The sequence below is a fragment of the Rhodoglobus sp. G.S.4 genome (assembly GCF_056619605.1).
Genome location: NZ_CM152748.1, coordinates 374,637 through 398,835, shown reverse-complemented (window position 1 = coordinate 398,835; position 24,199 = coordinate 374,637). Strand labels below are relative to the sequence as shown.

The window sequence follows — 24,199 nt, the reverse complement described above, 5'->3', positions numbered from 1 at the left end:
ATGCCGTAGAGATCTCGGCGGAGCCGACATCAGACCGATCAGGTGCGACTAATAGAAAGTGCGTGAAGAGACGGTGTCTGCGCGTGCGCAAGAGTGCCAGCATGCTGCGATGCCACCGGAGCGATCGGCGCGAAACCGGCGCACTCTGCACGCAACGACGCCACGACCACCAGGCCGGTAAGGGCTGCGACAGGGGTGCAGTCAGCTATCGTCATCGATGAACCGGAACCGACAGGGCACGGGCACAGTTCGACACTCGGGGAGTCGGACTTATGGGGGATGACGTCAGTATGAATTACTGCGTGCTCACTGACTCCGTGCGTGCTGGATGCGTGCTGCGTGTTGGCGTCAGCAGCCACCGCGTGCATCATCACTAGCGCAAGAACTGTCAGCAGCGCAGCGATCAGCAGGAGAGCAGCACGCAACGCTCGAATAACGTTTATCGCTTGCCCCGTCACGCCAACCACCCCCTTCAGTGCATCCACCTCGATCGTAATCGACAGCAGAGGCCCCCGGCTGAGCAGCAGCCCCTAACGGGGCGAGGCCTGCTTGCTCATCGTCCGCCAGCAGTGCGCTGGTGGTAGGTCAGCGCCATCCGCACACACTCGCGAAGTTCGTTCACAGGGATGCTGTCGCCGACAGAGAACAACACAGCGCGTTCACCCTCATACGTGAAGGTGCGCCCAAATTGGGCTCGAAAATCGTTGACCAAATTGGTGCTGCAGATGAAAAACATCGCATAGTCGTGTGCCGACTTAGCGTTCGTCGGGGCGATCCGAACGGTGCTCCCGCTGCGTGTCTCCTTCGTGAGGTACGCAGGCTCTCCCCATTTAAGGGTTTCGGTGATCGCGCCAACACCATCTGTTTCGGATGCTGTAGCAAGAATGAGGTCGCGAAGCACCACAAGCTCACCGCGCAACGGTTCGGGCCAATCGTTAAAGGTGGCTGCGACCTCGGGTGGCATACCGGCCGTAGCCGCATTCGCATCACCCGTGCTCGTGCTCGTGCTCGTGCTCGCCGACTCGCTCATGTTTCGACGCTACCGCTCCTCTTGGCGACGCACCATCTCTGCAATCCACAGGGGCACATACGGCGAAGTGCAGCCCGGTGGCGTCGGATAGTCCTTCAGTATCTCAAGCCGCTCGCCGATCTCGAGAGCACGGTCTCGCAGTTCAGCGTGCTCGATTCCGATGAAGGCGAGTGTGTTATTCATTTCCCATTGCAGGCGATCCGGGGCATCTTTCATCTCGGCATCGACAACATCGAGCAAGCGGCGAAGGTCGAGGCCGTCAGCATTCTTGCGAACCCGGTCAGCCGTGAGCGCCCAGCCCGCGCTCCTCACCGAAGCATCTGGATCGGCCGACCACGCCACGCGCAACTCCTCAAAGTGCGGGCTCTTCTTCACGACATAGTTGATCAACCAGTCGCGAACTTTCGATGCCCGCGCCTGGCGCACCATGGCATCCAGTTCAGCACGGGTGAAGTCTTTCGGGCGGCAAATTAGTAACGCAACGAGCTGGGCTGCGGTGTCGTCAGTAGCCCACAATTCGAGGGCAAGCGGATGCTGCGTCTTCAGCCCTTTGGCAACAGCTCTCAGCTTGCTGAGATTCACACCGTGGTCATCGCCGTGGCGTTCGTTTACTGCCCGCACTTTCGCATCCTCGAGCGCGGCCAACTCCGCCAGCACGGAATCAACCGTCGCAGGGCGCGTTGTTGTAGAAGCGGTCATGTCTCGACGCTACTCCTCCAGCCGTCAGCGCACCATCCGCGCATTGCGGGGTGCGCAGGCTGCCTACGCCAGTTCGCGAATGGCAGCCACGAAGTCATCAATATCGGCAGCCTGGTGGACATACGACACCACAATGCGCACAACCCCCGCCTCCCACCGGTTGGCGTAAAAACCGAACCCGCGATCGTGGAGTGCTTCGGTGAGCTCATCGGAGAAGATGGCGAAGAGGATGTTGCTGCCGGGCTCACTCGTGACAGTCACGCCGGCGACATCCGCGATTCCCTCACGAAGGCGCGCAGCCATCGCGTTGGCTTGACGTGCGTTATCGAGCCAGAGGTCATCGGTGAGGTAGGCATCGAGTTGAGCTGCCTGAAAACGCATCTTGGAGGCGAGTTGTCCGCCGCGCTTGTGACGGAACGACAATTCGGTCGCCAGGCTCGGATCAAAACAGACAATGGCATCCGAGGTCAACGCACCATTCTTGGTGGCGCCAAAGGAGAGCATGTCGACGCCAAGCTTCCACGTCATCTCCGCCGGCGAAACATCGAGAGCAACAAGAGCATTCGCGAAACGGGCACCATCCATGTGGATGCGCAGCCCGGCGTCGCGCGCAATCGTCGTCAATTCGCGCAATTCGTCGATGGTGTACACGCTGCCAGTCTCGGTGACCTGCGTGATGCTGAGCACGGAGGCTTGCACACTGTGCACGTCGCCGACCCCAACTTTTACGGCAGCCCGAAGTCCGTCGGGATCAATCTTGGAGTGCTCGCCGCCGAGCAACACAATCTTGGAGCCGTCGGTGAAGAACTCGGGCGCACCGGCCTCATCATTCTGAATGTGGCTATCAGCGTGAGCGAGGATGCTCCCCCACGGCCGGGTCAGAGCGGCAAGGCCAATACCGTTCGCTGCTGAACCCGTTCCGACGGCAAAGACGTCAAGATCGCACTCGAACGCTGCCGCCATCTTCGCGCGCATCTGGGCGGTGAGCGCATCGTTACCATAGGGAGCTGCCGGGCCAGCGGATGCCGCAACGATGGCATCCAAAATCTGCGGCGAAGCACCGGCAGCGTTGTCACTCAAATAGCCGCGCAGGATGGAGTCGGTCGAGGTCATGGCAGCTTTCTGTAACGAAGATTACGGGATGCCAATCGATGCACCGTCGGGCCTTGGGCCACCGGTTGCTGTTGACAATCGCGCCACCGCAGAAAGCGAAACTGTCGAGTGACCGGCGACGATCAGCACTGCTCCAAGCCACTCTTAGTCGATGATAACTCCCGGCGGCTGTGCGGGATAGTCGCGCGGTCGTGGCAGCGGACTAGCGCAGCATTGTTGCGCCGAACGCAACGCGGCGACGCACCAGTGGGGGCTATGTTGCGTCATCACCACCAGCCACTCTCACAACGTGAGTATTTTTGCATCAGCGTGAGCAGCGAATGTCAGCGACTGAGGAAATGCTCACATGAGGGGTCGACAGACGGCTCCCAGAGGGGTTGAATCAAAGGTGCACGACACCGCACAGCAGCGGTGCACCCCCGGATGAGTGTCCGACGTCATGAATAGTGTGAACTCGAAGGAGTAGATAACTATGACGATTGCCTCGCCCCGGCCGACCGAAGGTCCCGCCGACAAAGCACGCCCGACAGTGGCGTGGACAAGCATCCAAGCGGGTCTCTGGGTGGGCAACGCCGGCGGAGAATTCGCTGGCATGATCGAACGAAACTCCAGCGGCGAATACTTCATCAGCGACAACCGTGCATGCCCCCTCGGTACCTGCACAACGCTCGATGCTGCGAAGGCCCGCCACCAACGCCAGTTTCGACCGAGTTCCTCGGTGCGGCAGCCCAAGATTTAGATCGCGCGCCAATCCCTTAAGCCTCACGATAGGGATGCGCCGTTGGGGCAATTAGACTCGCCCCATGAGCCGAACCACGACCGTGCGCCACGCAGACGCCCGCTCCCTCGACTGGCTCAACGACGCCAATCTCGGGCGCCAGCGCAGACAATCGCTCAGCGCACTGGAGGTGAGCTAGTGGGCGCCGGACACAACCACGCGGCCGGAAACAATAATCGCCGCCGATTGTTGATCGCTTTCATCATCACTGTCGGTGTGGTCATTGCTCAAGCGATCGGTGCCATTGTCACTGGCAGCCTCGCACTGCTCGTCGACACCGCACACATGCTCACCGACTCCGCCGGGCTTCTCATGGCCCTTCTCGCTGCCGGCCTCATGCAGCGCCCCGCCACCAACAAACATTCTTGGGGTCTAAGACGCACCGAAGTGCTCAGCGCGATGGCACAGTCATCGCTGCTTTTTGCTGTCGGAATTTATGCTCTCGTGGAAGGCATCCGACGGCTGTTCGACCCGCCTGAGATTCAGGCTGGCAGCCTCCTCATCTTCGGAATTATCGGCCTCGTCGCCAATATCGCCGCCATGATTGTGCTCACCGGTGGCCGAAACTCTAACCTCAATATGAAGGCCGCGTTCCTCGAAGTCGTCAATGACGCTCTGGGCTCCGTCGCTGTCATCGTGAGCGCAATTCTTATCGCCACCCTCGGTTGGTATCAAGCGGATGCAGTAGCCGGCATCCTGATCGCAATCCTGATTGTGCCGCGCACGATTATCCTGCTCACCGCAAGTTTGGGGGTGCTGCTGGAATCCACACCCAAAGGCGTCGATCCCGAAGATGTTCGCGCCCACATCATGGAGATGGAGCATGTCACCGACGTGCACGACCTGCACATCACGCGCATCTCCTCCGACCTGCCAGTGCTCACCGCCCACGTCATTGTCGAAGATTCCTGCTTCCGCGACGGCCATGCTGGTGAAATGCTGCCGGCACTGCAAAAGTGTGTCGCCGAACATTTCGAGCTCAGCATCGAACATTCGACGTTCCAGATCGAACCCGAAAGTAACATCGACCGGGAGCACGTGCACCACCACTAAGACACAACCGCAGAGATCGCATCACCGTCACGCCACAAGCCCACCGGAGATGACGCCCCTCACAACTAGGAGCAATCAACGATGAAAGCCCTCTATAAGGACAAAGCCGGACCCGGCTTGATTTTGGCCGAACGCCCAGAACCGACCCCGGGTCGCGGCGAAGTAAAGATTCGTGTCGCGCGCACCGGCATTTGTGGCACCGACCTGCACATTGAATCGTGGGATGCCTGGGCCGCCGGAGCGATCAACGCTCCCCTGATTCCTGGCCACGAATTCTCCGGCCACGTCGTTGAGCTCGGCGAGGGTGTCACCTCGGTAGACGTTGGCGCTCTCGTCTCCGGTGAAGGCCATGTGGTCTGCGGCCACTGCCGCAACTGTCGCGCCGGGCGACGCCACCTGTGCAAGTTCACGTCAAGCATTGGCGTGAACCGCGATGGGGCGTTCGCCGAGTTCGTGGTGATTCCCGAACAGAATGTGTGGCAGCATCCGCTCGATATCGACCCCGAGCTTGCTGCCATCTTCGATCCGCTCGGCAACGCCGTGCACACTGCGCTGTCGTTCCCCATGGTTGGCGAAGATGTGCTCATCACTGGCGCCGGCCCCATCGGGCTCATGGCCGCGAAAGTTGCGCGCCACATTGGTGCCCGCCACATTGTGATGACCGACGTCAACGAAGAACGGCTCCAGCTCGCCCGAGAAATGGGCGTGAGCCTTGCGATCAACGTGTCCACAACGCGCATCTCCGAAGCCCAAGAGCAGCTCGGCATGAAAGAGGGCTTCGACATTGGCCTCGAAATGAGTGGGCACGCAACAGCCCTGCCCGAGATGATCACCAACATGAACCAGGGCGGCCGCATCGCCATGCTTGGCCTCCCCGCCGAGCCGATCAGCATCGACTGGGCCACCGTCGTGACTCACATGATCACGATCAAAGGCATCTATGGCCGCGAAATGTTCGAGACCTGGTACGCCATGAACGCGATGGTGCACACCGGCTTGGATGTCGCTGCCGTCGTCACCGACCGCTTCCCCGCCGAACAGTGGGAAGAAGCATTCGCCACCGCCCGCCGCGGCAATGGCGGCAAAGTCATCATCGACTGGTCGTAGCCGACCACCCCACTTCGGCTGCGATACTGCGGCCACCCCACAACTTTCAGGAGAACATCATGTACGGAACAGTTCGCGAACAACTCACCGAGACTCTGGGCGAGATCCGCTCGGCCGGTCTCTACAAGACCGAACGCCAACTCGATACTGCCCAGTCAGCCCACGTTGAGTCAGCGGGCAAGCCGGTGCTCAACTTTTGCGCCAACAACTACCTCGGTCTTGCCAATCATCCGCGCCTTGTCGAAGCCGCCAAGGAAGCTCTCGACGAATGGGGCTTCGGCATGGCAAGTGTGCGGTTCATTTGCGGAACGCAAACCCAACACGTCGAGCTCGAGAACCGACTTTCGGCGCTGCTGAGCATGGAGGCGACCATCCTGTTCCCCTCCTGCTTCGACGCCAATGGCGGCATCTTTGAGGTGTTGCTCACCGCCGAAGATGCCGTGATTTCGGACGAGCTCAACCACGCTTCGATCATCGATGGCATCCGCCTTTCCAAGGCCGCCCGCTACCGCTACAAGAACCGCGACATGGCCGACCTTGAGGCCCAGTTGGTTGCCGCGAAGGATGCCCGTCGCCGCCTTATCGTCACCGATGGCGTCTTCTCGATGGACGGCTACCTCGCCCCGCTCGAAGCGATCTGCGATCTTGCCGAGCAGTACGACGCGATGGTCATGGTCGATGATTCGCACGCTGTCGGCTTCGTCGGCGAGAGCGGGGCGGGCACTCCTGAGCACTGCGGAGTTTCTGACCGCGTCGACATCATCTCGGGCACCCTCGGCAAAGCGCTCGGTGGAGCATCCGGTGGTTACATCAGTGCCCACGCCGAGATCGTGGAACTGCTGCGCCAGCGCGCCCGCCCGTACCTGTTCTCCAACGCCGTTGCACCATCCGTGGTTGCTGGCTCAATCGAAGCGCTCAACCTTGTAGCGGAAGGCGCCGAGAGCCGCGCCAAGCTCAAAGCGAATGCTGAACAGTTCCGCAGCGGGATGGCTGAGGCCGGGTTCACGTTGCTGCCGGGCGAGCATCCGATCATTCCGGTCATGTTCGCCGACGAGCATGAAGCTGTCGCGATGGCGGATGCCCTGCTCACGCTTGGCGTGTACGTGATCGCTTTCTCATTCCCCGTCGTGCCGCTCGGAAAAGCTCGCATTCGCGTGCAGGTGTCTGCCGGGCACTCGAGCGAGGACATCACGCGCTGCGTTGAAGCCTTTCTGGCGGCGCGGGAGTCGATCACGTAGTAGCGACAGGATTCTTCGGTGAGGTTGGTGGTGGGAGAAATTTCCCGCCCCTCGACCGTGTTGTCCTCAGCATGAAAGCAATTGTTTACCGCGAGACCGGCGACCCTTCTGTCCTTCAGCTTGTGGAGCGGCCAGTGCTCGAACCCGGTCCTGATGAGGTGCGCGTGCGCATCGTCGTGAGCGGGGTAAACCCTACCGATTGGAAGTCACGCCGCGGCGCAGCATCCGGTCAGGCATTGCCCTTCGACGACGTCGTGCCCGGCCAAGATGGTTCCGGAATTGTCGAGGCGATCGGCGCTGACGTTCAGAATGTTGGCGTGGGTGATCGCGTGTGGCTGGCGCTTGCCGCGTACCAGCGCGCGAGCAGCGGCACGAGTCAAGAGCAGGCGGTGCTTCCCGCCGAACGGGTTTTCGTTCTGCCAGACAGCGCGAGTTTTGACCAGGGTGCAAGCCTCGGGGTTCCCGCGATCACCGCGTACCGCGCGCTCACCGTTGCCGAAGACGGACCCGACCAACTGCATCCAACTGCTCTCGCTGACAAAGTTGTGCTCGTGGCCGGTGGAGCCGGCGCTGTCGGTCATGCCGCCATTCAACTGGCGCGGTGGGCCGGAGCAACCGTCATCACGACCGTGAGCGGCCCGGCAAAAGCTGCACTCGCCACCGCCGCTGGCGCCCACCACGTGCTCAACTACACCGACTCCGACATCGTCGACCAGATCCGGGCGATAGCTCCGGATGGTGTTGACCAGATAGTTGAAGTCGCCCCCGCCCAGAACGCGGACCTCGACCTCGCAGTCATCCGCAATCGGGGGTCAATCGCTGTCTACGCCAACAACGGCGGAGATCTGGTAACTCTCGACGTTCGCCGCCACTTCGCGCTCAACGTGCGCTACCAATTCGTGCTGCTGTACACCGTCGGGATCGACACGATTCGCGCGGCGGGAGAAACGATTAATGCGGCGCTAGAAGACGGCGCCCTCGGCATCGGCGACAAGACTGGTCTGCCGCTGCACCGTTTCGATCTTGCCCACACGGCGGATGCCCATGCTCTCGTTGAGAGCGGAGCAGTCGGCAAAGTGCTGATTGACGTTACGGCCGAATAATGCTCGCCGGGCTGTAGTCGAGAATCTGAAAGCGACCGCAGTCGATCGTTGTCGAGGGCAGGTCCTCAGCGGCGGGCGGAAGAGTGAAGGGCGAGCTCTGATCGTCAACGATCAAAAATGACACCTCGCGCTCGGTAAAGTCTGCTCGATCGACCAGCCACGCGTAGTCGCGAAGAGCGAAATCGGTTTGGATGAGCTGGGCCGGATCATCCACGTGAGTCTTGACGGCGCGAACACTCCAGAACTGGCCGGCACCAACCGCGCCTGACGCGTTCACCCAGTCGACGGCACAGGCGAGTGATGCATCCTGCTCGGTCGCTCGCTCGGTGGCTGCCGGAAGTGCCGCGACAAACACGGCACCGCCGAGCAACGCGGGCACTGCGGCGAAAGCTATGAGCCGCCGCCACGGTGTTTCGGCCGGTGCCGCGCGCCGCGCATCCGTGACCAGAACGACAAGGGCGAGAGCCGGAGCGAATGCCCACGGCTGCAGGTAACGGGACGCTTCGGCGCCCATCAGGATGAAGCCAACCGTGGTCGCTAAGGGAGCAAACCACGAATACGCCGCGACGACAGCGGAGGCGGTGGCACCGTGGCGAAGCGAGTGCACGGTAAGCCACACGCCGAGCAGTGTCAGCGCGACGATGATGGCAACCGCGAGAACGCCGGCCGGACTCGACAGTCGTTCAAGGAGCAGGGACCAGTAATACTCGAAGGATGCCCGGGAGCGACTCGGCTGAAGGTAGTTATCCGGGTCTGCGACGATCCACGGCGCGAGCGGAATCCGCAGCAGATACCCGAGCGCGGAGCCGCCACCAAGCGCGACGATTGTCCACAGCGGCGGGCGCCCCCAGCGAGGACCAGCGGTAACGACAATCACGATCACGACGAGGGGCGCAGTGGCCCACGCAAGGTAGAGCGGGTTGGAGAATACCGAAAGCGCCACAATGGCGAAGAGCGCGATCACGGGGCTACGGCGAGGGGACGGGCTAGCGACGATGCGGCGCGTGAAGCCCACAGCGAGCACGGCACCCAAGACCGTCGCTGCGTAATAGGTGGTCATCGCCACAAGCGAGGTAAGTTCTGGGCTATCGCCGTCACCGCTGCCCTCGGTGATCGCGAGGAGGCATACGGTTGCGAAACCTGCGGTCGCTGCGAGCGCCGCCCTGTTGCCTGTGACCACCGTTACCGCGGTAACTCGAAACACCAGGTACAGGGCAACAAAGTTCGCGACCGCCGAAAGGAATTGTGCTTCGTGGATACCCCAGCCAGCCAGCGAGAGCAGAAGGAACAGGGCGATCTCGGGCACGAACAGCACGGCAGACATCGCCCAATTGCTCGCAGTGCCCTCGAGGAGTGACCGCGAAAATAGCGGCACGATCATCGAATCGCCGTCGAGGAACATCAACTCGCCCCGGCCAGATGTTCCCGCAAGGTAGGTGACCACAATCAACGCGAGGCCCACTGCGCCAAGCAGCCACAAGAACTCAATCGCCAGGGAGCGCAGAACCCGCCCGTGAGCGCGATCGGTGTTTGCGGTGACTGCGGTGACTGCGGCGATACGCATTCAACCCACTCTCTCGACAGCGGACTTGTCGGCGCGCGGGTACACGGCGGCAGGGCACAAGGTGCCATGCAGAATCTAACACCAGCGCAACCCTTGCGCGGCCAGCAATCCTGAGGCATCCGGCCAGCGGCGCGGTGCTGAGGGCGACTAAGCGGGGTACTCGACCCCGGGCAGAGTCCAGATAGCGCAAGTGTGGGCGGCCGCCAAGAGCGTGAGCCCCGAGGGAGTGGATGCCAGACTCGCGTCACCCGTGAGGAACGCGGGTGCTGCGACATCCGCCCCGCTCGTCGCGGTGCCTTCCGAAGCGTCGTCGTTCGGTGCCAACCCGGTCGCTGCAATTGCCCCCGCCCGGAGCGTCACGGTCAGCGGCGAGCGCGCGACAACCACGAGCACGGTGGCGTCGGCATCTTCGCGAACAAAGACGAGAGCGTCAGCGGCAACGTGCAGCCAGCGCAGGCCACCGTGCGAGAGTGTGGTCAGCTGGGTGCGAAGCGCGATCAGCTGGCGATAAACTTCGAGAGTCGGCGCAACAGCGGGGTCAGTTTTGGTCCCCCACGGCATCGGCGTGCGCGACATTTCGCCATCGTCACCGCTGAGGCCGAACTCGTCACCCGCGAATACGACGGGCACTCCGGGCAGCGTGACCGAGAGCGCGAGAGCGAGCGGCACATTTTCGGCGGGCGCATGGGTGCGGAACCGCGCGGTGTCGTGAGTGTCGAGCGCGTTCATGTTTCCGAGCCGGATGCGCCACGGAATGCTGGCCGTGAACCGTACGGTCATTTCGGCGAAGTCTCGCGCGCTGTAGTTCGGGATGCCACCGATCGGCTGCCCAAAGAACCACGCCTCGGGGTCGATCGAACCATCGGCCGTCACATGCGAGGTGTCCCCCGGTTCAGTGAGCCAGCCCCACACCGGGCGGGTGAACGAGGGATAGGTCATCGCTCCGTGCCAGGCATCACCCTGCAGATCGCTCGCGGCATCGTTCGTCGACTCCGCCAACAGCACCGTGTCAGGGTTCACGTCTTCCATGGTGCGACGGATGATCTGCCGCACTTCCTCGTTGAGGTCCTCGGCTCCCATCCGACCGGTCATGTTCGCGACATCTACGCGCCAACCGTCGAAGTTGTACGGCTCCTTCAGCCAGTGCGCGACCACCGAATCTTCGCCCTCGATGAAGCGGCGGCGCAGCTCGGTCGAGTTCCAGTTGAACTTGGGCAGGCTTGGCGTACCCAGCCAGCCAACGTACTCGGTGTGCTCGTCATTCGTGAAGTAGTAGAAGTCGCCCTCGGCAGCGCCCGGCTTTCCAATCGCTGCCTGAAACCACTCGTGGGCGTCGCCCGAGTGGTTCGTCGTCAGATCGCCGATGACCTTGAGACCGCGAGCGTGGGCTTCCCCTACCAAACGGATCAGCGCTTCGCGCCCGCCCAACAGTTCATCGACATCCACGAAACTCGACGCGTCATAGCGATGGTTCGAGCGAGCCGGAAAGATGGGCGTGAGGTACAGCATCGTCACCCCCAGCGAGGTCAGGTGGTCGAGGTGCTCGGTGATGCCGTCGAGGTCACCCCCATAGAACTGTTGCGACCGCCCTGGCAACACCGGGTCGACCGGTTCATCCCAGCGGGCAGCGATGGCCCACTCAGGCTTCGCGTGAGTGTCAGCAGCGGATGACCGGGCGAACCGATCCGGGAACACCTGGTACATCACCGTCTCCGCCAACCACTCCGGGGCGGCCGGAGTGGCAAGCAGCGCAAAGTCTTCGGAGTCGAGCGTCTCGATCGAGTGCAGCCCGCTCTGGTTGAGCCATTCGATGCGGCCGGCATTGCCGTGCGCGGAAGCGGCAAGATCCGACGCCCTGTGGCGTGGCTTTGCCTCGACATCATCCGCAGCATCATGCACGAGCAACCAGCGATAGCCGTGACGCAGGTTGTCGACAACGATGTCAGCTTGCCACCAGTCCCAGCCCGCCGCGGTTCCGGTGAGGCGAGCATCCGTCCAGCGCGGTTCGTGGTCGGGATTTTCACGCACCCGCACAGCCTTCAGCGGGCCGTAACCCACCGGCACGCGAAGGCGCACAGTGACGGTATCGCCGAGCGCGGGCGTCTGCGTAGAGACGTGCAGCGCCGAGCCATCGTGGTGCGGCAGAAGGGCATCCATTACTTCACGCTTCCTGCCGTTAGCCCACCGACGATGTACTTCTGCAGGAACAAGAACAGGGTCATCACGGGGATGGCCGCGAGCACGGCACCGGCAGCGAAAATGCTCCAGTTGCGCGAGAACTCTTGAGACACGAATTGGTAGAGGCCAACCGCGAGGGTCTGCTTGTCTGGATCGATCAGCACGATGCTGGCGATTACGAATTCGCTCGTCGTTCCTACAAACGAGAGCAGACCCACGACCGCCAAGATCGGCGCAACGAGACGCAGGATGATCGTGAAGAAGATGCGCGCGTGACCTGCGCCATCGATCTTCGCTGCTTCATCAATGGATGACGGCACAGTGTTGAAGAACCCGTACATCAGGTAGGTGTTCACTCCGAGCGCGCCGCCGAGGTAGACCATGATGAGCCCGATCTGGCTGTTGAGCCCAATCGCGGGGAAAATCTCTGAGATGCCCGAGAGCAGCAAGAAGATCGCCACAACCGCGAGCAGCTGCGGAAACATCTGCACGAGCAGCAGCGTGAGCAGCCCGACCCGACGCCCGATGAACCGCATGCGCGAAAAGGCATATGCCGCGAGCGCACCTAGGAACACAGTTCCCAGCGAGGAAATGCCGCCGATCAGCAGGGTATTGCCGAACCACGCTGCGTAGGGCTGCTGAGGCCGGTTAAAAAGATCGACGTAGCTGCCAAAGTTGAAACTCGAGAACAGCGAGTTAGCGGTGACAAGGGTGCCGCCGGGGTTCAACGACGCGCTAAACACGTACAGCAGTGGGAACGCGGCGAAGATCGACATGATCACGCCAATGATGTGACGCCAGCCGGTTTCGCGGGCCCAGCGCTTGAAAGAGCGTCGGGGGTGGCCGACGACGACATTCGGACTGACAGCGACATCCGGGTTCTGCTTCTGAGTTGTTGCAGTCATCTCAATTCAACTCCTCAAGCGACTTCGTGCGACGGAAACTGATGATTGCGATGCCCGCGACCAGAATGAAAATGATGATTGCGAACGCGCTCGCGAGGCCGTAATCGCGGTTGGCTCCCACGAAGGCAACCTTGTAGACCATCGAAATCAGGATGTCGGTTGCACCAACATTCACCCCGGCGGAGACATCGCGCGGCCCGCCGTTGGTGAGCATGTAGATGAGGTTGAAGTTGTTGAAGTTGAACGCGAACGACGAGATCAACAGCGGGGCGACCGAGACCAGCAACAGCGGCAACTTCACGAATCTGAAGATCGCCCACGGTTTTGCACCGTCAACGGTCGCGGCTTCGGTGAGCTCTTCCGGGATTGCCTGCAGAGCACCGGTCGTGACTAAGAACATGTAGGGAAAGCCGAGCCACAGGTTCACGAATAGCACCGAGCCCTTGGCCAACCACTCGTTCGTGAGCCACGGCACTTCGGCCCCACCCAACAGCACCGTATTGATGAAGCCGAACTCCTGATTCATCATTCCGGCCCACACCAGTGCAGACAAGAAGCCAGGGAAGGCGTAGGGCAAGATCATGATGATCCGGTAATACTTGCGGCTCTTCATCCGTTTGTCGTTGAACACGATCGCCAAGAACAGGCCGAGCGCGAAGGTCGTGAACACCGAGAGGAACGCGAACGCGAAGGTCCATACAGTCACACTAATCAGCGGACCACGGATGGATTCCTCAGTGAACGCACGAACAAAGTTGTCGAGCCCCACCTCGATTTTCCATCCCGGCAGCAGCTCTTGACCGGAATCGGAGGTGAAGGCACCGGTGCCGATATCGGAATAGGTGATGCCCGTGTTTTTGTCCCTCATCGTGCCGGCGGCTTCGTCATAGTCGAGAGACGAGGTGTAGAGGAAGGCGCTTGAGCCGTCGGGGGTGCGCAGCATGCCGTCATTGGGGTCGTCAGTGAGGGGAACGCTGATGGCCGCGATGGCGCTTTGGCGGCCGAGGATGTCGTGAAAGCCGAGACTCGTGTAGCCATCGAGGCCTACGGCAACCCCGCCCTCGAGCCGCGCGTTGTTCACCTCTTTTAGCGGACGTTCTTCGCCACCAATACTTACGCTGCCGTCGGGCTCGGTGACAAGAAAGGAAATCTCCCCGAGCTGCTCGAGCACCGTCAGACGGTAGTTTGGCGAATCCTCAACGCGGTTCTGCGATGACAGCAGTAGCGAATTGACGGCATCCGCTTTCGTGGAATTGTGGCCGGTTCCGTAGTTCGTGAAGGCAATGTAGCCCGAGTAGAGCAGCACAAAGATCTGGAAAATGGCGAGAAAGATCAGGCCCGGCGCGAGGTACTTGGCGGGCAGCTTTCCGCGGGAGAAGTAGATCCAGTTGACGAGCAGCGTGACCGCAACGACGAGTCCAGCCACCAACCACGATTCGCTGCGCACAAGCACAAATAGCGCGTAGATCGCGATCGCGTCCACGACACCGAGACCCAGGATCTTGATGGCGACAATTTTCCAGCCACCGGAGGCGGCATCCGCAATTCTGGTAGCGCGCTTAGCGCGGGCCGACTGCCGGATGGGGCCGGGATCAGTCTCAGGGGGTGTCGTCACGGGGATTCTCCATTGAAGGCGTGCGGTTCATTCAGAACGTGGGGAAGGAAGTGCAGGGAAGGAAGTGGCCGCCCGCTTGCAGGCGGACGGCCACCGTGAGCTATCCGGCGATAGCTGTCTGAATGTCGCCCGACATCTTCTGCCAGAGCGAAGTTGCGTCACCACCGTTGATGATGGCGGCTTCGGTCACTCCCCAGAACTCCCAGACGGCTCCCATTGCGGGGATCGAGGGCATGGGCACTGCGTTCTCCCCAACGGCACCGAATCCGGCAACGATCGGGTCGGCGCTTGCTGCTTCGAAGGATGCTGTGAGCGCTGGTGCGCGGCCGCCAACTTCGAACAGGGCGGTCTGCACATCTTCGCTACCCATGTAGTTCACGATGAATTCGTTGGCAGCGAGAGCATTCTCGCTCTTGGAGCTCACGAAGAAGCCCTGCACACCCACGAATGGCTGTGCGGCTTCACCACCAGCTGAGGGGATCGGGTCGATCGCAACATCGATGCCTGCTTCGACAGCTGCGGGTACGTTCCACGGTCCGGTCAGGTAGAAGGGTGCTTCTCCAGCGATGAACTTCTCCTTGGCGAGGTCGCCCGTGATGTTCGTGTTGAGAACCCCTGCGGCACCCTGAGCAGCGAGCCACGCAGCGAACTTCTCGCCACCAGCGTTGCCAATTTCGAGAGCGTCGGCGTCGTAGCTTCCATCACCGGCGGTGCCGAATACGGGCGCACCGAACGAGGTCTGGAACGGGTACAGGTGGTACGGGTCTGCCGCTTCGGGGTCGAGTCCGACCAAGAACGGGTACTCAGTTCCCGCCGCATTGCCCATGGTGACCATCTCGTCGAAGGTCGCCGGGGTGCTTGGCGCGAGGGCCGTGTTGCGCACGAGAGCGATGTTTTCGATCGAGTAAGGAACGCCGTAGACCTGGCCTTCGTAGCTCATTGCGGTGATGGCGACGTCTTGGAAGGCATCCGCTTTGTCGCCGAGTTCAACGGGAGCAACGACACCGTTTGTCACGAAGGTTCCCAGCCAGTCGTGGGCGCCGATCACGATGTCGGGGCCCTTACCTGTTGGGGCTTGGGCGATGAACTGGTCACGAATGTCACCAAATTCTTTTTGGACGAGCTTGACCTCTACGCCAGTCTCGGCGGTGAAGTCTGCTGCGGCGTCTTTGAGCACGGCGGCGCGGTCGGCGTCGACCCACACGGTGAGCGAGCCACCGTTGCCAGAGCCGTTATCTGCTGAATCGGATGCTGCTGTGCATCCGGTGAGTGCCAGCGATGCAGTAACTGTGAGCGCGCCTACGGCCCACAGTCCTTTGTTGTTCACCCTCATTGGTGGTGCCTTTCGTCAGTGAAAGCATTGCAAACTGCAAGCGCTTCCATGTATACCTCTTATAGACACTTTTCAGCAAGCACCTCTTCGTAAAATTTCACGGTTTTCGTAGGGAGATAAGGACACAACGATGTGGAAGCGCTTAGATTTGGCCGAGGAAAGCGATAGTGTGACAGCTATGACATCCGTTCTTCCCGGCACCGAGTGGTGGCGTTCCGCAGTGATTTATCAGATCTATCCACGCTCGTTCGCCGACTCCAACGGCGACGGAATGGGTGACCTGCTTGGCATCCGCGACCGCCTGACCTCCCTCACGGAACTCGGCGTGGACGCCATCTGGCTTTCGCCGTTTTACACCTCGCCCCAGAGGGACGCCGGTTACGACGTTGCCGATTATTGCGATGTCGACCCGCTATTCGGCACGCTTGAGGACTTCGACTCAATGACGGCGCGGGCCCACGAACTCGGCCTACGCGTGATTGTCGACCTCGTACCGAACCACTCTTCTAGCGACCACCGCTGGTTCCAAGAAGCACTCGCCGCAGCGCCTGGCAGCGACGAGCGTGCCCGTTATATGTTCCGCGACGGTCGCGGCGAGAATGGCGAACTACCCCCGAACAACTGGGAGTCCGTCTTTGGCGGTCGTGCTTGGACGCGCGTCACCAACCCCGATGGAACCCCCGGCCAGTGGTACTTGCACCTGTTCGATACCACCCAGCCCGATTTTGACTGGAGCAACCCCTGGGTTCGCCGCCAGTTCGAAGACATACTTCGTTTCTGGCTCGACCGTGGCGTTGACGGATTCCGGGTCGACGTCGCCCACGGCATGATCAAAGCCGAGGGCCTACCCGACTGGACTCCTCCAGTGGCCGGCGGAAGTATGGGCGGCGCGAACGCGATTGACGCCAGCCCTTCCGACACGGAAACCGGTGCCGCTGAAGCACTCGCCGCATCCCGATCACCCTTCTGGGCTCAAGATGGCGTTCACGAGATTTACCGCGAGTGGCGTGAAATCCTGAACAGCTACGACGGCGAACGAATTCTTGCCGCCGAAGCGTGGGTTGATCCGTTGACGGACATGGCCAAGTGGGTGCGCCCAGACGAAATGCACCAGGCTTTCAACTTTCCTTACCTCGAGACGCCATGGGCCGCCGCACCCTTGCGCGCCGTCATCGACGCTTCGATTAGCGCGTTCAGCGCAGTCGAAGCACCAAGCACGTGGGTGCTCTCCAACCACGACGTTGTGCGTCACGCTTCACGTCTCGCCTTAACAGCCGAAAACCCCCAGGGGCACGGTATTGGGCCCAAGTCGGCAGGTCTCCCCATCCCCGAGCTTGGCCTTCGTCGCGCTCGCGCCGCCTCGGCGCTCATGCTTGCCCTTCCCGGTAGTGCCTACCTTTATCAGGGCGAAGAACTCGGGCTGCCCGAAGTGATCGACTTGCCCGATGAGGCCCGCGAAGACCCCACCTGGTTCCGCACCGACGGTGAACGCTATGGCCGTGACGGCTGCCGGGTTCCGATTCCCTGGGAAGCCGACTCCCCCGCATTCGGCTTCGGACCCTCGGATGCCGCGTGGTTGCCGCAACCCGCCGACTGGGCACCTCTCGCCCGCGATGCGCAGGGCGATGACAGCACGTCAACGCTCTCTCTGTATCGCCACGCCCTCGCACTCCGCCGCGCCCATGAGCTGGGAACGGGTGAACTCGAATGGCTTGAGACGGGCGCCGAAACAGTGCTTGGTTTACGCAATGGCGACGTGCTCGTGTATGCCAACACGGGAGACTCCGCCGTAACACTCCCAGCCGGCGAGGTGTTGCTTTCGAGCGGCCCCATTGGTGACTCGGAGCTGCCAGCAGATACAACGGTGTGGTTGCGGGCCTAGACCCGCACGGTCTCGAGACCAGCACGGTGCCGAGACCAGCACGGTGCCGAATTCCCGCTTATGGATGCCGGTCGATAGAATCATCAACGGCGTGGCCGCGGTGGAGCGGCATCCATTTTCGTCAGAATCCAACGAAGGGCAACTGATGGCTAGCATCGAAGACGTTGCCCAGCGCGCCGGCGTATCAACAGCCACAGTCTCGCGAGCGCTCAGCGGGAATGGTCCAGTATCGGCAGCCGCTCGACTGAAGGTCGAGGAGGCCGCGGCCGCTCTCGACTATGTCGTCTCGTCAACCGCGTCGAGCTTGGCTTCAGGTCGCACCAAGAATGTTGGCCTCATGGTGCCGTATCTGACTCGCTGGTTCTTCACTTCTGTGGTGGAAGGTGCTCAGCAAGCGCTGATGCGCCACGGTTATGACGTGACCCTGTACAACCTCTCCGGCAGTGTCGCCGAACGCGAGACAGTGTTCGATGTGTTTTTGCAACGCAAACGGATCGACGGGATTATTACTGTTTCGCTGAAGCTTTCACCAGCTGAAGTGGAGCGCTTGCATGCGTTCGGCAAGCCTGCCGTTGGTGTGGGTGGCCCCATTGACGGTGTGCGCACCCTGACGTTGGATGATGACGCTGTGTCGGCTCTGGCCACCGGCCACCTCTTGGCGCTCGGCCATACAAAAATCGCCCACATCGGTGGCTCCGAAGACTACGATCTCGAGTTCCACATTCCGACAAATCGTCGCCACGGCTACGAAACAGCCTTGCGTGAGGCCGGAATTGAACCGCGGCCAGAGTTCTTTGCGACCGCCGATTTCACCATTCAGGGCGGCTATCACGCAGCAAAACAGCTTCTCGGCAATCCGCTGCACCGCCCAACGGCGATCTTTGCCTCTTCCGACGAGATGGCCATTGGGTGCATCCTGGCCGCGAGGGATCTCGGCCTAACCGTGCCTCGAGATATTTCCATCATGGGAATCGACGGTCATGAACTTTCAGAGTTCTTTGGGCTCACCACGGTCTCGCAATCCCCTCAAGCTCAGGGCGAACATGCCGTTGAGATTCTGATGAACCTTTTGGCGCCAGGCAAGCATCCTGAAATTCCTGAGAACACTCCGATCGACTACGAACTCATCGTTCGGTCGAGCACAACGCGACCACCCGAGTAGTCAGCTCCGCGGCTCTACGAGACGGCGGGCGGCTTCACGAACGGAATCGCACCGTGCTTTCTCGCTTTCTGCAAACTCCGCGCAGCCAAGGGAGCGAAGTTCGGCTGGCGAACGTTCCCAATTGCTCGCGACGGCGAGAAGCAGTGCAAGCAACTCTTCTGGCTTCCAAGATGGGTCAACGATGCCGCGCTCTTGGGCATCCCGAATGACTTCCAGTTTGTGACGGTAGCCCTCGACCCTGCCTTCCGAGAATGACCCAAGGTGTGCTGCGTCATGTAACCACGCCCACATTGCGACGCGCTCAGCATCGGGTTCATTGACGAAATAGTTGTGCAGTCGCACTGCATATTCAATGAGGTCAGCATCGATCGGCACAGCATGGGCTAGCCGGTCGAGACCGGTCTGCATGACGTGGTCAAACAGTGCATCTTTGTCGCCAAACCAAGCATAGATTCGTTCTTTGCTTGCTTTCGCTGTCTTCGCGATGCGGTTGATACGCGCGCCAGCGACACCGTACTCCGCAAATTCGGCAGCTGCTGCCTCAATTACGCGTTGTTTTGTTTCGCGGCCACGGAGTTGATCACGCGGCATTTCTGTCGAAACCACCAAACACCTCCTAATCGAACCGGTTGGTTTGACTTAGCCTACACGTCGACATAGTGTCGAACCAATTGGTTTGGTAAGCAGCCAATAAGTTCGTAAGGAGTTGTCATGACAAACGTACTAATGGTTCTCTCGGCCGCCTCACACTGGACCCTCGCCGACGGCACTGAACACCCCACGGGTGTGTGGGCCGAAGAATTCCTTGAGCCGTACCGCATCTTTAGCGAAGCCGGCTGGAAGGTTCAGGTTGCGAGCCCCGCAGGCAAGGCCCCCACTTTTGACGCCGTCAGCCTCAGCGAGGGTGGCGCAGGTTCCGCCGAGCGCGTCGCTGACTTCGAAGCACGCATCGCTGACCTGCAGAACGTTTTACACAATCCCCTCCGTCTGGATGCCGTCAATGCCGGTGACTACGACGTCATCTTCTATCCAGGTGGGCACGGCCCCATGGAAGACCTCGCCGTCGACGACAACTCCGGTCAGCTCATCGTGGAGGCAGTGAAGTCCAACACCACTCTCGGTGTGCTCTGCCACGCCCCCGCCGCTCTGCTCGCCGCCACCGACAAGAAGACCGGTGACTGGGTTCTCAAGGGGCGCAAGATGACCGGCTTCGCCAACACTGAAGAAGAGATCGGTGGCCTCGCCGATAAGGCAAAGTGGCTAGTCGAAACTCGTCTCGTTGAGCTCGGTTCTGACTACTCGAAGGCTCCAGAGCCTTTCGCTTCCTATGTTGTTGTCGACGGAGAGCTTTACACCGGCCAGAACCCGGCATCATCCGTCGCTGTTGCCGAGCGCATCGTCGCCGACAAGTCGTAACGACCCCCAAGTCTCGCTACTTTCACCACTCTTACAAACTCAAAGAGCATCACATGACCACCAGCATCCAATGGCAGCTCGCCTCTCGCCCCACCGGCGAGCCCACCACCGAGAACGTCGTCAAGGTTGAGATTGAGCTCCCCGAGCTCGCTGACGGCGACGTTCGCGTACGCAACACCTTCCTCTCCGTCGACCCCTACATGCGTGGTCGCATGAACGAGGGCCGCTCGTACGTTGCTCCCTTCAACCTCGGCGAGACCATGGGCGGCGCAGCCGTTGGTGAAGTCATCGAATCGAACGACGCATCGCTGCCTGTTGGCACTCTTGTTCAGCACCAGCTCGGCTGGCGCGACATCGCGCAGGCCCCTGCTGGCCAGTTCACGGCGCTCCCCGACGTTCCCGGCATCTCGCCCTCGCTGTTCCTCAGCGTTCTCGGCATCACGGGAATCACCGCCTGGACCGGCCTTACCCAGATCGCGCACATCAAGGAAGGCGACACCGTCTTCGTTTCTGGCGCAGCGGGTGGAGTCGGCACCATGGTTGGCCAGATCGCCCGCCTCCTCGGCGCAGCACGCGTTGTCGGCTCAGCTGGCACCGACGAGAAGGTTGCCCTCCTCACGAGCAAGTACGGCTACGACGCCGCTTTCAACTACAAGAATGGCGACGTTGCTGGCCAGCTGGATGCTGCAGCACCAGACGGCATCGATGTCTACTTCGACAACGTGGGTGGCGAGCACCTCTCGGCAGCACTCGGCGCGTTCAAGGACGGCGGCCGCGTGGCGGTCTGCGGGGTCATGTCCTTGATCAACGGCAAGGATGAGGGCATCAAGAACAGTGCAAACATCGTGACCCGTGGTTTGACCATCAAGGGCTTCACCATGGGCAGCTACTTCCACCTCGCCCCCGAGTTCGGCGCGGCAATGCAGGGATGGCTCTCCGAAGGCAAGATCGCCTACGACGAGACCATCACCGATGGCATCGACAACGCGCTCGACGCTTTCAACGGCATGATGAATGGCGCAAACACCGGCAAGGCGATCGTTCGCCTCTAACCGTTTCGCGACTGCCGACCCGAACGGCACACCACGGCCACCCAGCGTGAAATAGGAAGGCCCCGCAGCATCAGCTGCGGGGCCTTCCTCTTGCTCTGGATCAGCTCATCAATCCGTCAGCGCGGGAATGATGGCGCCAGAGAAGACCTGCCACGCCAGCGCTGTCTTCGCGACCAAGCTGAGAGTGATGTAGGTTCGCTCGCCCTGCAAATAGCTCTTCCACTTACCGACTTGCTTGTATTGCAGCCACTGGTTTATCGCAAAAGTATTGAAGAACACGAAGAGGGAGATCACGATGCCGACGACAAAGCTGGGGGCCGCCACTTCGCTCGCGCTACCCGGCCGCAGGAAGTAGATGAGGATGAGAATCCACGGCACAATGCCAACCATCGAGCCAAAGATAAAGGGCAGCATTCCACCCGATCCAGGCTTCTCGTACTTCTCTTGAAGCGCTCCAAAGAGAATCATTGCGGCGTTGACGGCGAAGACCGCGAATAGTGCCGCGATATCGGTTACCCCGTTGATCGCAAGAATCAGCCAGATCATGATCGAGGAGCTGAGCGAGTACTCCGTCCAGCGGAAATAGTTTCGGCTTTCCAAAAGGCCGTTCTTGTAACGGGCGAAGAACCAGGGACTCGAAATCAGAAAGTGGAAGAACGCGCTCAATGCGAGGAACACCACGACGCCGATTCCGATATTTACCTCGAAGACGGTCACTCGCTCAGGAGGAATTGGCACTCCGGGAGGGCCCGCTAAGTAGTCGGCCGTAACGGCGAACAGAACTTGACTGCCGAGCATCGTGAGAACGATCGCGAAGCCGATCGCCTGCAGCAGGTGCAGGCTGCCCGCCACAACGTTATAGACGCGCAGTCGGTCGACTTGTTGCTCCGGAGAATAGGTCTTCTTTGACACGGGAAATTCCCTTCGATGGTGGTTGCCACGTTAGCACCGACCATCACAGAGAAGGGGCCGATCACGCGGTCGACGAGTTCAGTGCTCAGTAGCCGCAGCGCCCGTGGCCAGTGAGATTCGCCGGCCACCCCGTTGGGCGCTACGGAGCCGCAGCTCGCGGCCCATTCGTGCCGACGAAAATGGTACGGTCTGCGGCTCCAGACAGCGGATGCAGGTCCAGCTTGTGCGCGAGCGCAATTGACGCAGCGTTCGACGGATGCACGACCGCTACGAGCAGGAGCGCCTCAATGTTGGCACTCACATAGTTGAGCACTGAACGCAGCGCTTCGTAGGCGAACCCTTTGCCTTGGTGTTCGGGATGAATGATCCAACTAATTTCGAGGCAGCGTGCGGCTGCTGAGACTGACCGCAGCTGCATTCCGACATCTCCGATCAGTTCGCCGTTGTGTTCGATAGCGATCGCAAGATAATCGCCAATGTTTCGGAGTCGCGTATCGCGCGTTCGGCGCTTGAGGTGGCGCAGCGATGCACGACGAGTGCGTTGGGGCCACGCTGTGTATTTGCTCACTCCGGGGGCCGAGTGCATCTCGTACCAGCTCTCGGCATCCGCCAAGCGGTGGGGGCGGAGTAGTAGCCGCGGGGTGTGCATTACGGGCGCGTCAACAGCCACACCGATGGAGGGCCCCCGCAGGAGTCGAAACCGAGCATCACTTTCGGGCATGAACCTACCGGATCAATGGGGAGCGCAATGAACTAGAGAGGAAAAACGCGGTGCTGACTGAATTCTGACACAGTGCGCCCCACTATCTGGTTCACTAGCGCGATTGGCGTCTCTTACCGGGCTTTGACTGCCCCTTAACGGCTGGCGCGCGACCTTTACCCTTTGATGCTTTGGCTTTGCCGCCCGGTTTTGCGGCCGACGCCGCAGCCGACTTCGCTGACTTGTCGAGTTGGCGTTCCGCATCCACCAGAAACGCTTCCCCTTCGGGGGTGAGTTGGGTTGTGCTGGCGGAAGAATCGAACAGCGGGTAACCCAATTGCGCCTCAAGCGACCTGATGGCGGTGATCAGGCTTGAGCGCGGCACACCAAGTGAGCGTGCGGCGTGCGCGAAATGCAGTAGGTGCCCTGCGGCAACGAACTGTTTGAGCAGAGTGTGGTCCATTACCTTCAGAGTAGGCGATCAGGCCGCATACGGTGACAAGGGCTGTCGCTGCTACTTCGAGGCAAGCCCTGTTGAGACGAAAATTATTTCGCCGTCACGACCATCAAAGGGAGTGAAGCCCAGCTTCGTGGCGAGCGCCATCGATGCCGTATTGGTGGGGTGAACGAGTGCATATATTACGCGGGCTTCGAGGCGGGTAAAGGCCAGCTCGAGCATCGCCTGGGCGGCCTCGAACGCGAAGCCGTGGCCTTGGGAGTCTTGATGCAGAATCCAACTAATTTCGGCAGATCGGGTGACTGTTTCGACAGACCTGAGGTGCAAAGAAACGTCACCAATGAGGATGCCGTCGTGTTCGATCGCGAGCGCCAAGAAATCGTCGGCTTGCTTCAGCAACACATGGTGGGTGCGGTTTTTGAGGTGGCGTCGGGACTCTTCGCGAGTGCGCTCAGGCCAGGACGTGAATGCGCGCACTTGGGGGTCGGATTGGATCTCGAACCAGCGCTCGCTGTCGGCCAGAGAAAATGGGCGCAACGTCAGTCGTTCGGTGTGGATGGTGGGGGCTTCAACGGGAACGGGAAGCGAGGGCCCACGCAGTAGGCGTGGGCGTGTGATGCCGAACATGGTTATCGACCCCGGTTGTTGTTGAGCGGTCGCGAGACCACGTGGCCCAATGTATTTCGCATTGTCGCTAAACCTAACAGCACCAATTTCGATGGCACTGCGTAAAACGCCGTATCGAAGCCGTGAACGACAAGCTGTTGCGCCTGGTTCCCTGTTGTGGCCCTTTCATTCAATCGAAGCGGCCTTGCGATCATTGGGCACTTCTCGAATTTGCTAGAGCTCGTTCCACGCTAAGACAGGGTTTGTTCCACAACCGCCCAGCGATCCCCCGCTAT

23 protein-coding genes are annotated in these 24,199 nt (G+C 60.8%); 9 read left to right on the top strand and 14 right to left on the bottom strand.

Features of this window, described 5'->3' with window-relative positions; translation table 11 throughout:
• Positions 1–38 precede the first annotated feature (38 nt).
• From AC061P_RS01920 to AC061P_RS01905, 4 genes are all read right to left on the bottom strand, one after another.
• Entirely contained in the window at positions 39–485 is a 447-nt protein-coding gene (locus AC061P_RS01920) for a hypothetical protein (protein ID WP_449648404.1), read from the bottom strand.
• A gap of 68 nt (positions 486–553) precedes the next feature.
• On the bottom strand, positions 554–1,030 hold the full coding sequence (locus tag AC061P_RS01915; protein WP_449648405.1) for a DUF1801 domain-containing protein: 477 nt from the start codon (positions 1,028–1,030) through the stop codon (positions 554–556).
• A 9-nt stretch (positions 1,031–1,039) separates the two neighbouring features.
• Entirely contained in the window at positions 1,040–1,729 is a 690-nt protein-coding gene (locus AC061P_RS01910; RefSeq protein WP_480391669.1) for a DNA alkylation repair protein, read from the bottom strand.
• A 63-nt stretch (positions 1,730–1,792) separates the two neighbouring features.
• Positions 1,793–2,842 (bottom strand): threonine aldolase family protein, encoded by a 1,050-nt coding sequence (locus AC061P_RS01905; protein WP_480391668.1) that lies wholly within the window; start codon positions 2,840–2,842, stop codon positions 1,793–1,795.
• Between the two features lie 472 nt (positions 2,843–3,314).
• Between AC061P_RS01905 and AC061P_RS01900 the strand changes: the two genes are divergently transcribed.
• The 5 genes from AC061P_RS01900 (at position 3,315) to AC061P_RS01880 (ending at position 8,121) form a co-directional block, all read left to right on the top strand.
• Complete coding sequence (locus AC061P_RS01900; RefSeq protein ID WP_480391667.1) at positions 3,315–3,581, top strand: hypothetical protein; 267 nt, start codon at positions 3,315–3,317, stop codon at positions 3,579–3,581.
• A gap of 177 nt (positions 3,582–3,758) precedes the next feature.
• A complete protein-coding gene (locus AC061P_RS01895) occupies positions 3,759–4,673 on the top strand; it encodes a cation diffusion facilitator family transporter (RefSeq protein ID WP_480391666.1) in 915 nt (304 codons plus the stop codon).
• 81 nt (positions 4,674–4,754) lie between these two features.
• On the top strand, positions 4,755–5,780 hold the full coding sequence (gene tdh, locus AC061P_RS01890; RefSeq protein WP_449648410.1) for an L-threonine 3-dehydrogenase: 1,026 nt from the start codon (positions 4,755–4,757) through the stop codon (positions 5,778–5,780).
• Positions 5,781–5,839: 59 nt separating this feature from the next.
• Positions 5,840–7,018 (top strand): glycine C-acetyltransferase, encoded by a 1,179-nt coding sequence (locus tag AC061P_RS01885; RefSeq protein WP_480391665.1) that lies wholly within the window; start codon positions 5,840–5,842, stop codon positions 7,016–7,018.
• Positions 7,019–7,089: 71 nt separating this feature from the next.
• On the top strand, positions 7,090–8,121 hold the full coding sequence (locus tag AC061P_RS01880) for an NADPH:quinone reductase (RefSeq protein ID WP_480391664.1): 1,032 nt from the start codon (positions 7,090–7,092) through the stop codon (positions 8,119–8,121).
• Here AC061P_RS01880 and AC061P_RS01875 read toward each other — a convergent pair.
• The 5 genes from AC061P_RS01875 to AC061P_RS01855 all read right to left on the bottom strand — a co-directional run bounded on the left by AC061P_RS01875 (position 8,108) and on the right by AC061P_RS01855 (position 15,716).
• A complete protein-coding gene (locus tag AC061P_RS01875; RefSeq protein WP_480391663.1) occupies positions 8,108–9,685 on the bottom strand; it encodes a hypothetical protein in 1,578 nt (525 codons plus the stop codon). The two genes, AC061P_RS01880 and AC061P_RS01875, sit on opposite strands and share 14 nt — an antisense overlap.
• A gap of 147 nt (positions 9,686–9,832) precedes the next feature.
• The gene (locus AC061P_RS01870) at positions 9,833–11,842 is read right to left on the bottom strand and encodes a glycoside hydrolase family 13 protein (protein ID WP_480391662.1); all 2,010 of its coding nucleotides are present in this window, start codon (positions 11,840–11,842) and stop codon (positions 9,833–9,835) included.
• Entirely contained in the window at positions 11,842–12,768 is a 927-nt protein-coding gene (locus AC061P_RS01865; protein WP_480391661.1) for a sugar ABC transporter permease, read from the bottom strand. Before AC061P_RS01865 ends, AC061P_RS01870 begins: the two co-directional genes overlap by 1 nt.
• A gap of 1 nt (position 12,769) precedes the next feature.
• The gene (locus AC061P_RS01860) at positions 12,770–14,383 is read right to left on the bottom strand and encodes an ABC transporter permease subunit (RefSeq protein ID WP_480391660.1); all 1,614 of its coding nucleotides are present in this window, start codon (positions 14,381–14,383) and stop codon (positions 12,770–12,772) included.
• A gap of 100 nt (positions 14,384–14,483) precedes the next feature.
• Complete coding sequence (locus tag AC061P_RS01855) at positions 14,484–15,716, bottom strand: sugar ABC transporter substrate-binding protein (RefSeq protein WP_449648417.1); 1,233 nt, start codon at positions 15,714–15,716, stop codon at positions 14,484–14,486.
• Between the two features lie 178 nt (positions 15,717–15,894).
• Here AC061P_RS01855 and AC061P_RS01850 point away from each other — a divergent pair, with 178 nt between their 5' ends.
• On the top strand, positions 15,895–17,598 hold the full coding sequence (locus tag AC061P_RS01850) for a glycoside hydrolase family 13 protein (RefSeq protein WP_480391659.1): 1,704 nt from the start codon (positions 15,895–15,897) through the stop codon (positions 17,596–17,598).
• Positions 17,599–17,743: 145 nt separating this feature from the next.
• Positions 17,744–18,760: a LacI family DNA-binding transcriptional regulator gene (locus AC061P_RS01845; protein WP_480391658.1), complete on the top strand. Its 1,017-nt coding sequence runs from the start codon at positions 17,744–17,746 to the stop codon at positions 18,758–18,760.
• On the opposite strand, the gene AC061P_RS01840 is transcribed toward AC061P_RS01845, so the two are convergent.
• Complete coding sequence (locus AC061P_RS01840; protein ID WP_480391657.1) at positions 18,761–19,366, bottom strand: TetR/AcrR family transcriptional regulator; 606 nt, start codon at positions 19,364–19,366, stop codon at positions 18,761–18,763.
• 105 nt (positions 19,367–19,471) lie between these two features.
• On the opposite strand from AC061P_RS01840, the gene AC061P_RS01835 reads away from it, so the two are divergent.
• Together AC061P_RS01835 and AC061P_RS01830 are read left to right on the top strand one after the other, a co-directional pair.
• The gene (locus AC061P_RS01835) at positions 19,472–20,176 is read left to right on the top strand and encodes a type 1 glutamine amidotransferase domain-containing protein (protein WP_480391656.1); all 705 of its coding nucleotides are present in this window, start codon (positions 19,472–19,474) and stop codon (positions 20,174–20,176) included.
• Positions 20,177–20,229: 53 nt separating this feature from the next.
• Positions 20,230–21,228: an NADP-dependent oxidoreductase gene (locus tag AC061P_RS01830; RefSeq protein ID WP_480391655.1), complete on the top strand. Its 999-nt coding sequence runs from the start codon at positions 20,230–20,232 to the stop codon at positions 21,226–21,228.
• Positions 21,229–21,336: 108 nt separating this feature from the next.
• On the opposite strand, the gene heR is transcribed toward AC061P_RS01830, so the two are convergent.
• From heR to AC061P_RS01810, 4 genes are all read right to left on the bottom strand, one after another.
• The gene (gene heR / locus AC061P_RS01825) at positions 21,337–22,140 is read right to left on the bottom strand and encodes a heliorhodopsin HeR (RefSeq protein ID WP_449648423.1); all 804 of its coding nucleotides are present in this window, start codon (positions 22,138–22,140) and stop codon (positions 21,337–21,339) included.
• Positions 22,141–22,279: 139 nt separating this feature from the next.
• A complete protein-coding gene (locus tag AC061P_RS01820; protein WP_480391654.1) occupies positions 22,280–22,861 on the bottom strand; it encodes a GNAT family N-acetyltransferase in 582 nt (193 codons plus the stop codon).
• Positions 22,862–22,955: 94 nt separating this feature from the next.
• Positions 22,956–23,303: a LysR family transcriptional regulator gene (locus tag AC061P_RS01815; RefSeq protein ID WP_449648431.1), complete on the bottom strand. Its 348-nt coding sequence runs from the start codon at positions 23,301–23,303 to the stop codon at positions 22,956–22,958.
• A gap of 51 nt (positions 23,304–23,354) precedes the next feature.
• Positions 23,355–23,924: a GNAT family N-acetyltransferase gene (locus tag AC061P_RS01810; RefSeq protein WP_449648432.1), complete on the bottom strand. Its 570-nt coding sequence runs from the start codon at positions 23,922–23,924 to the stop codon at positions 23,355–23,357.
• Positions 23,925–24,199 lie beyond the last annotated feature (275 nt).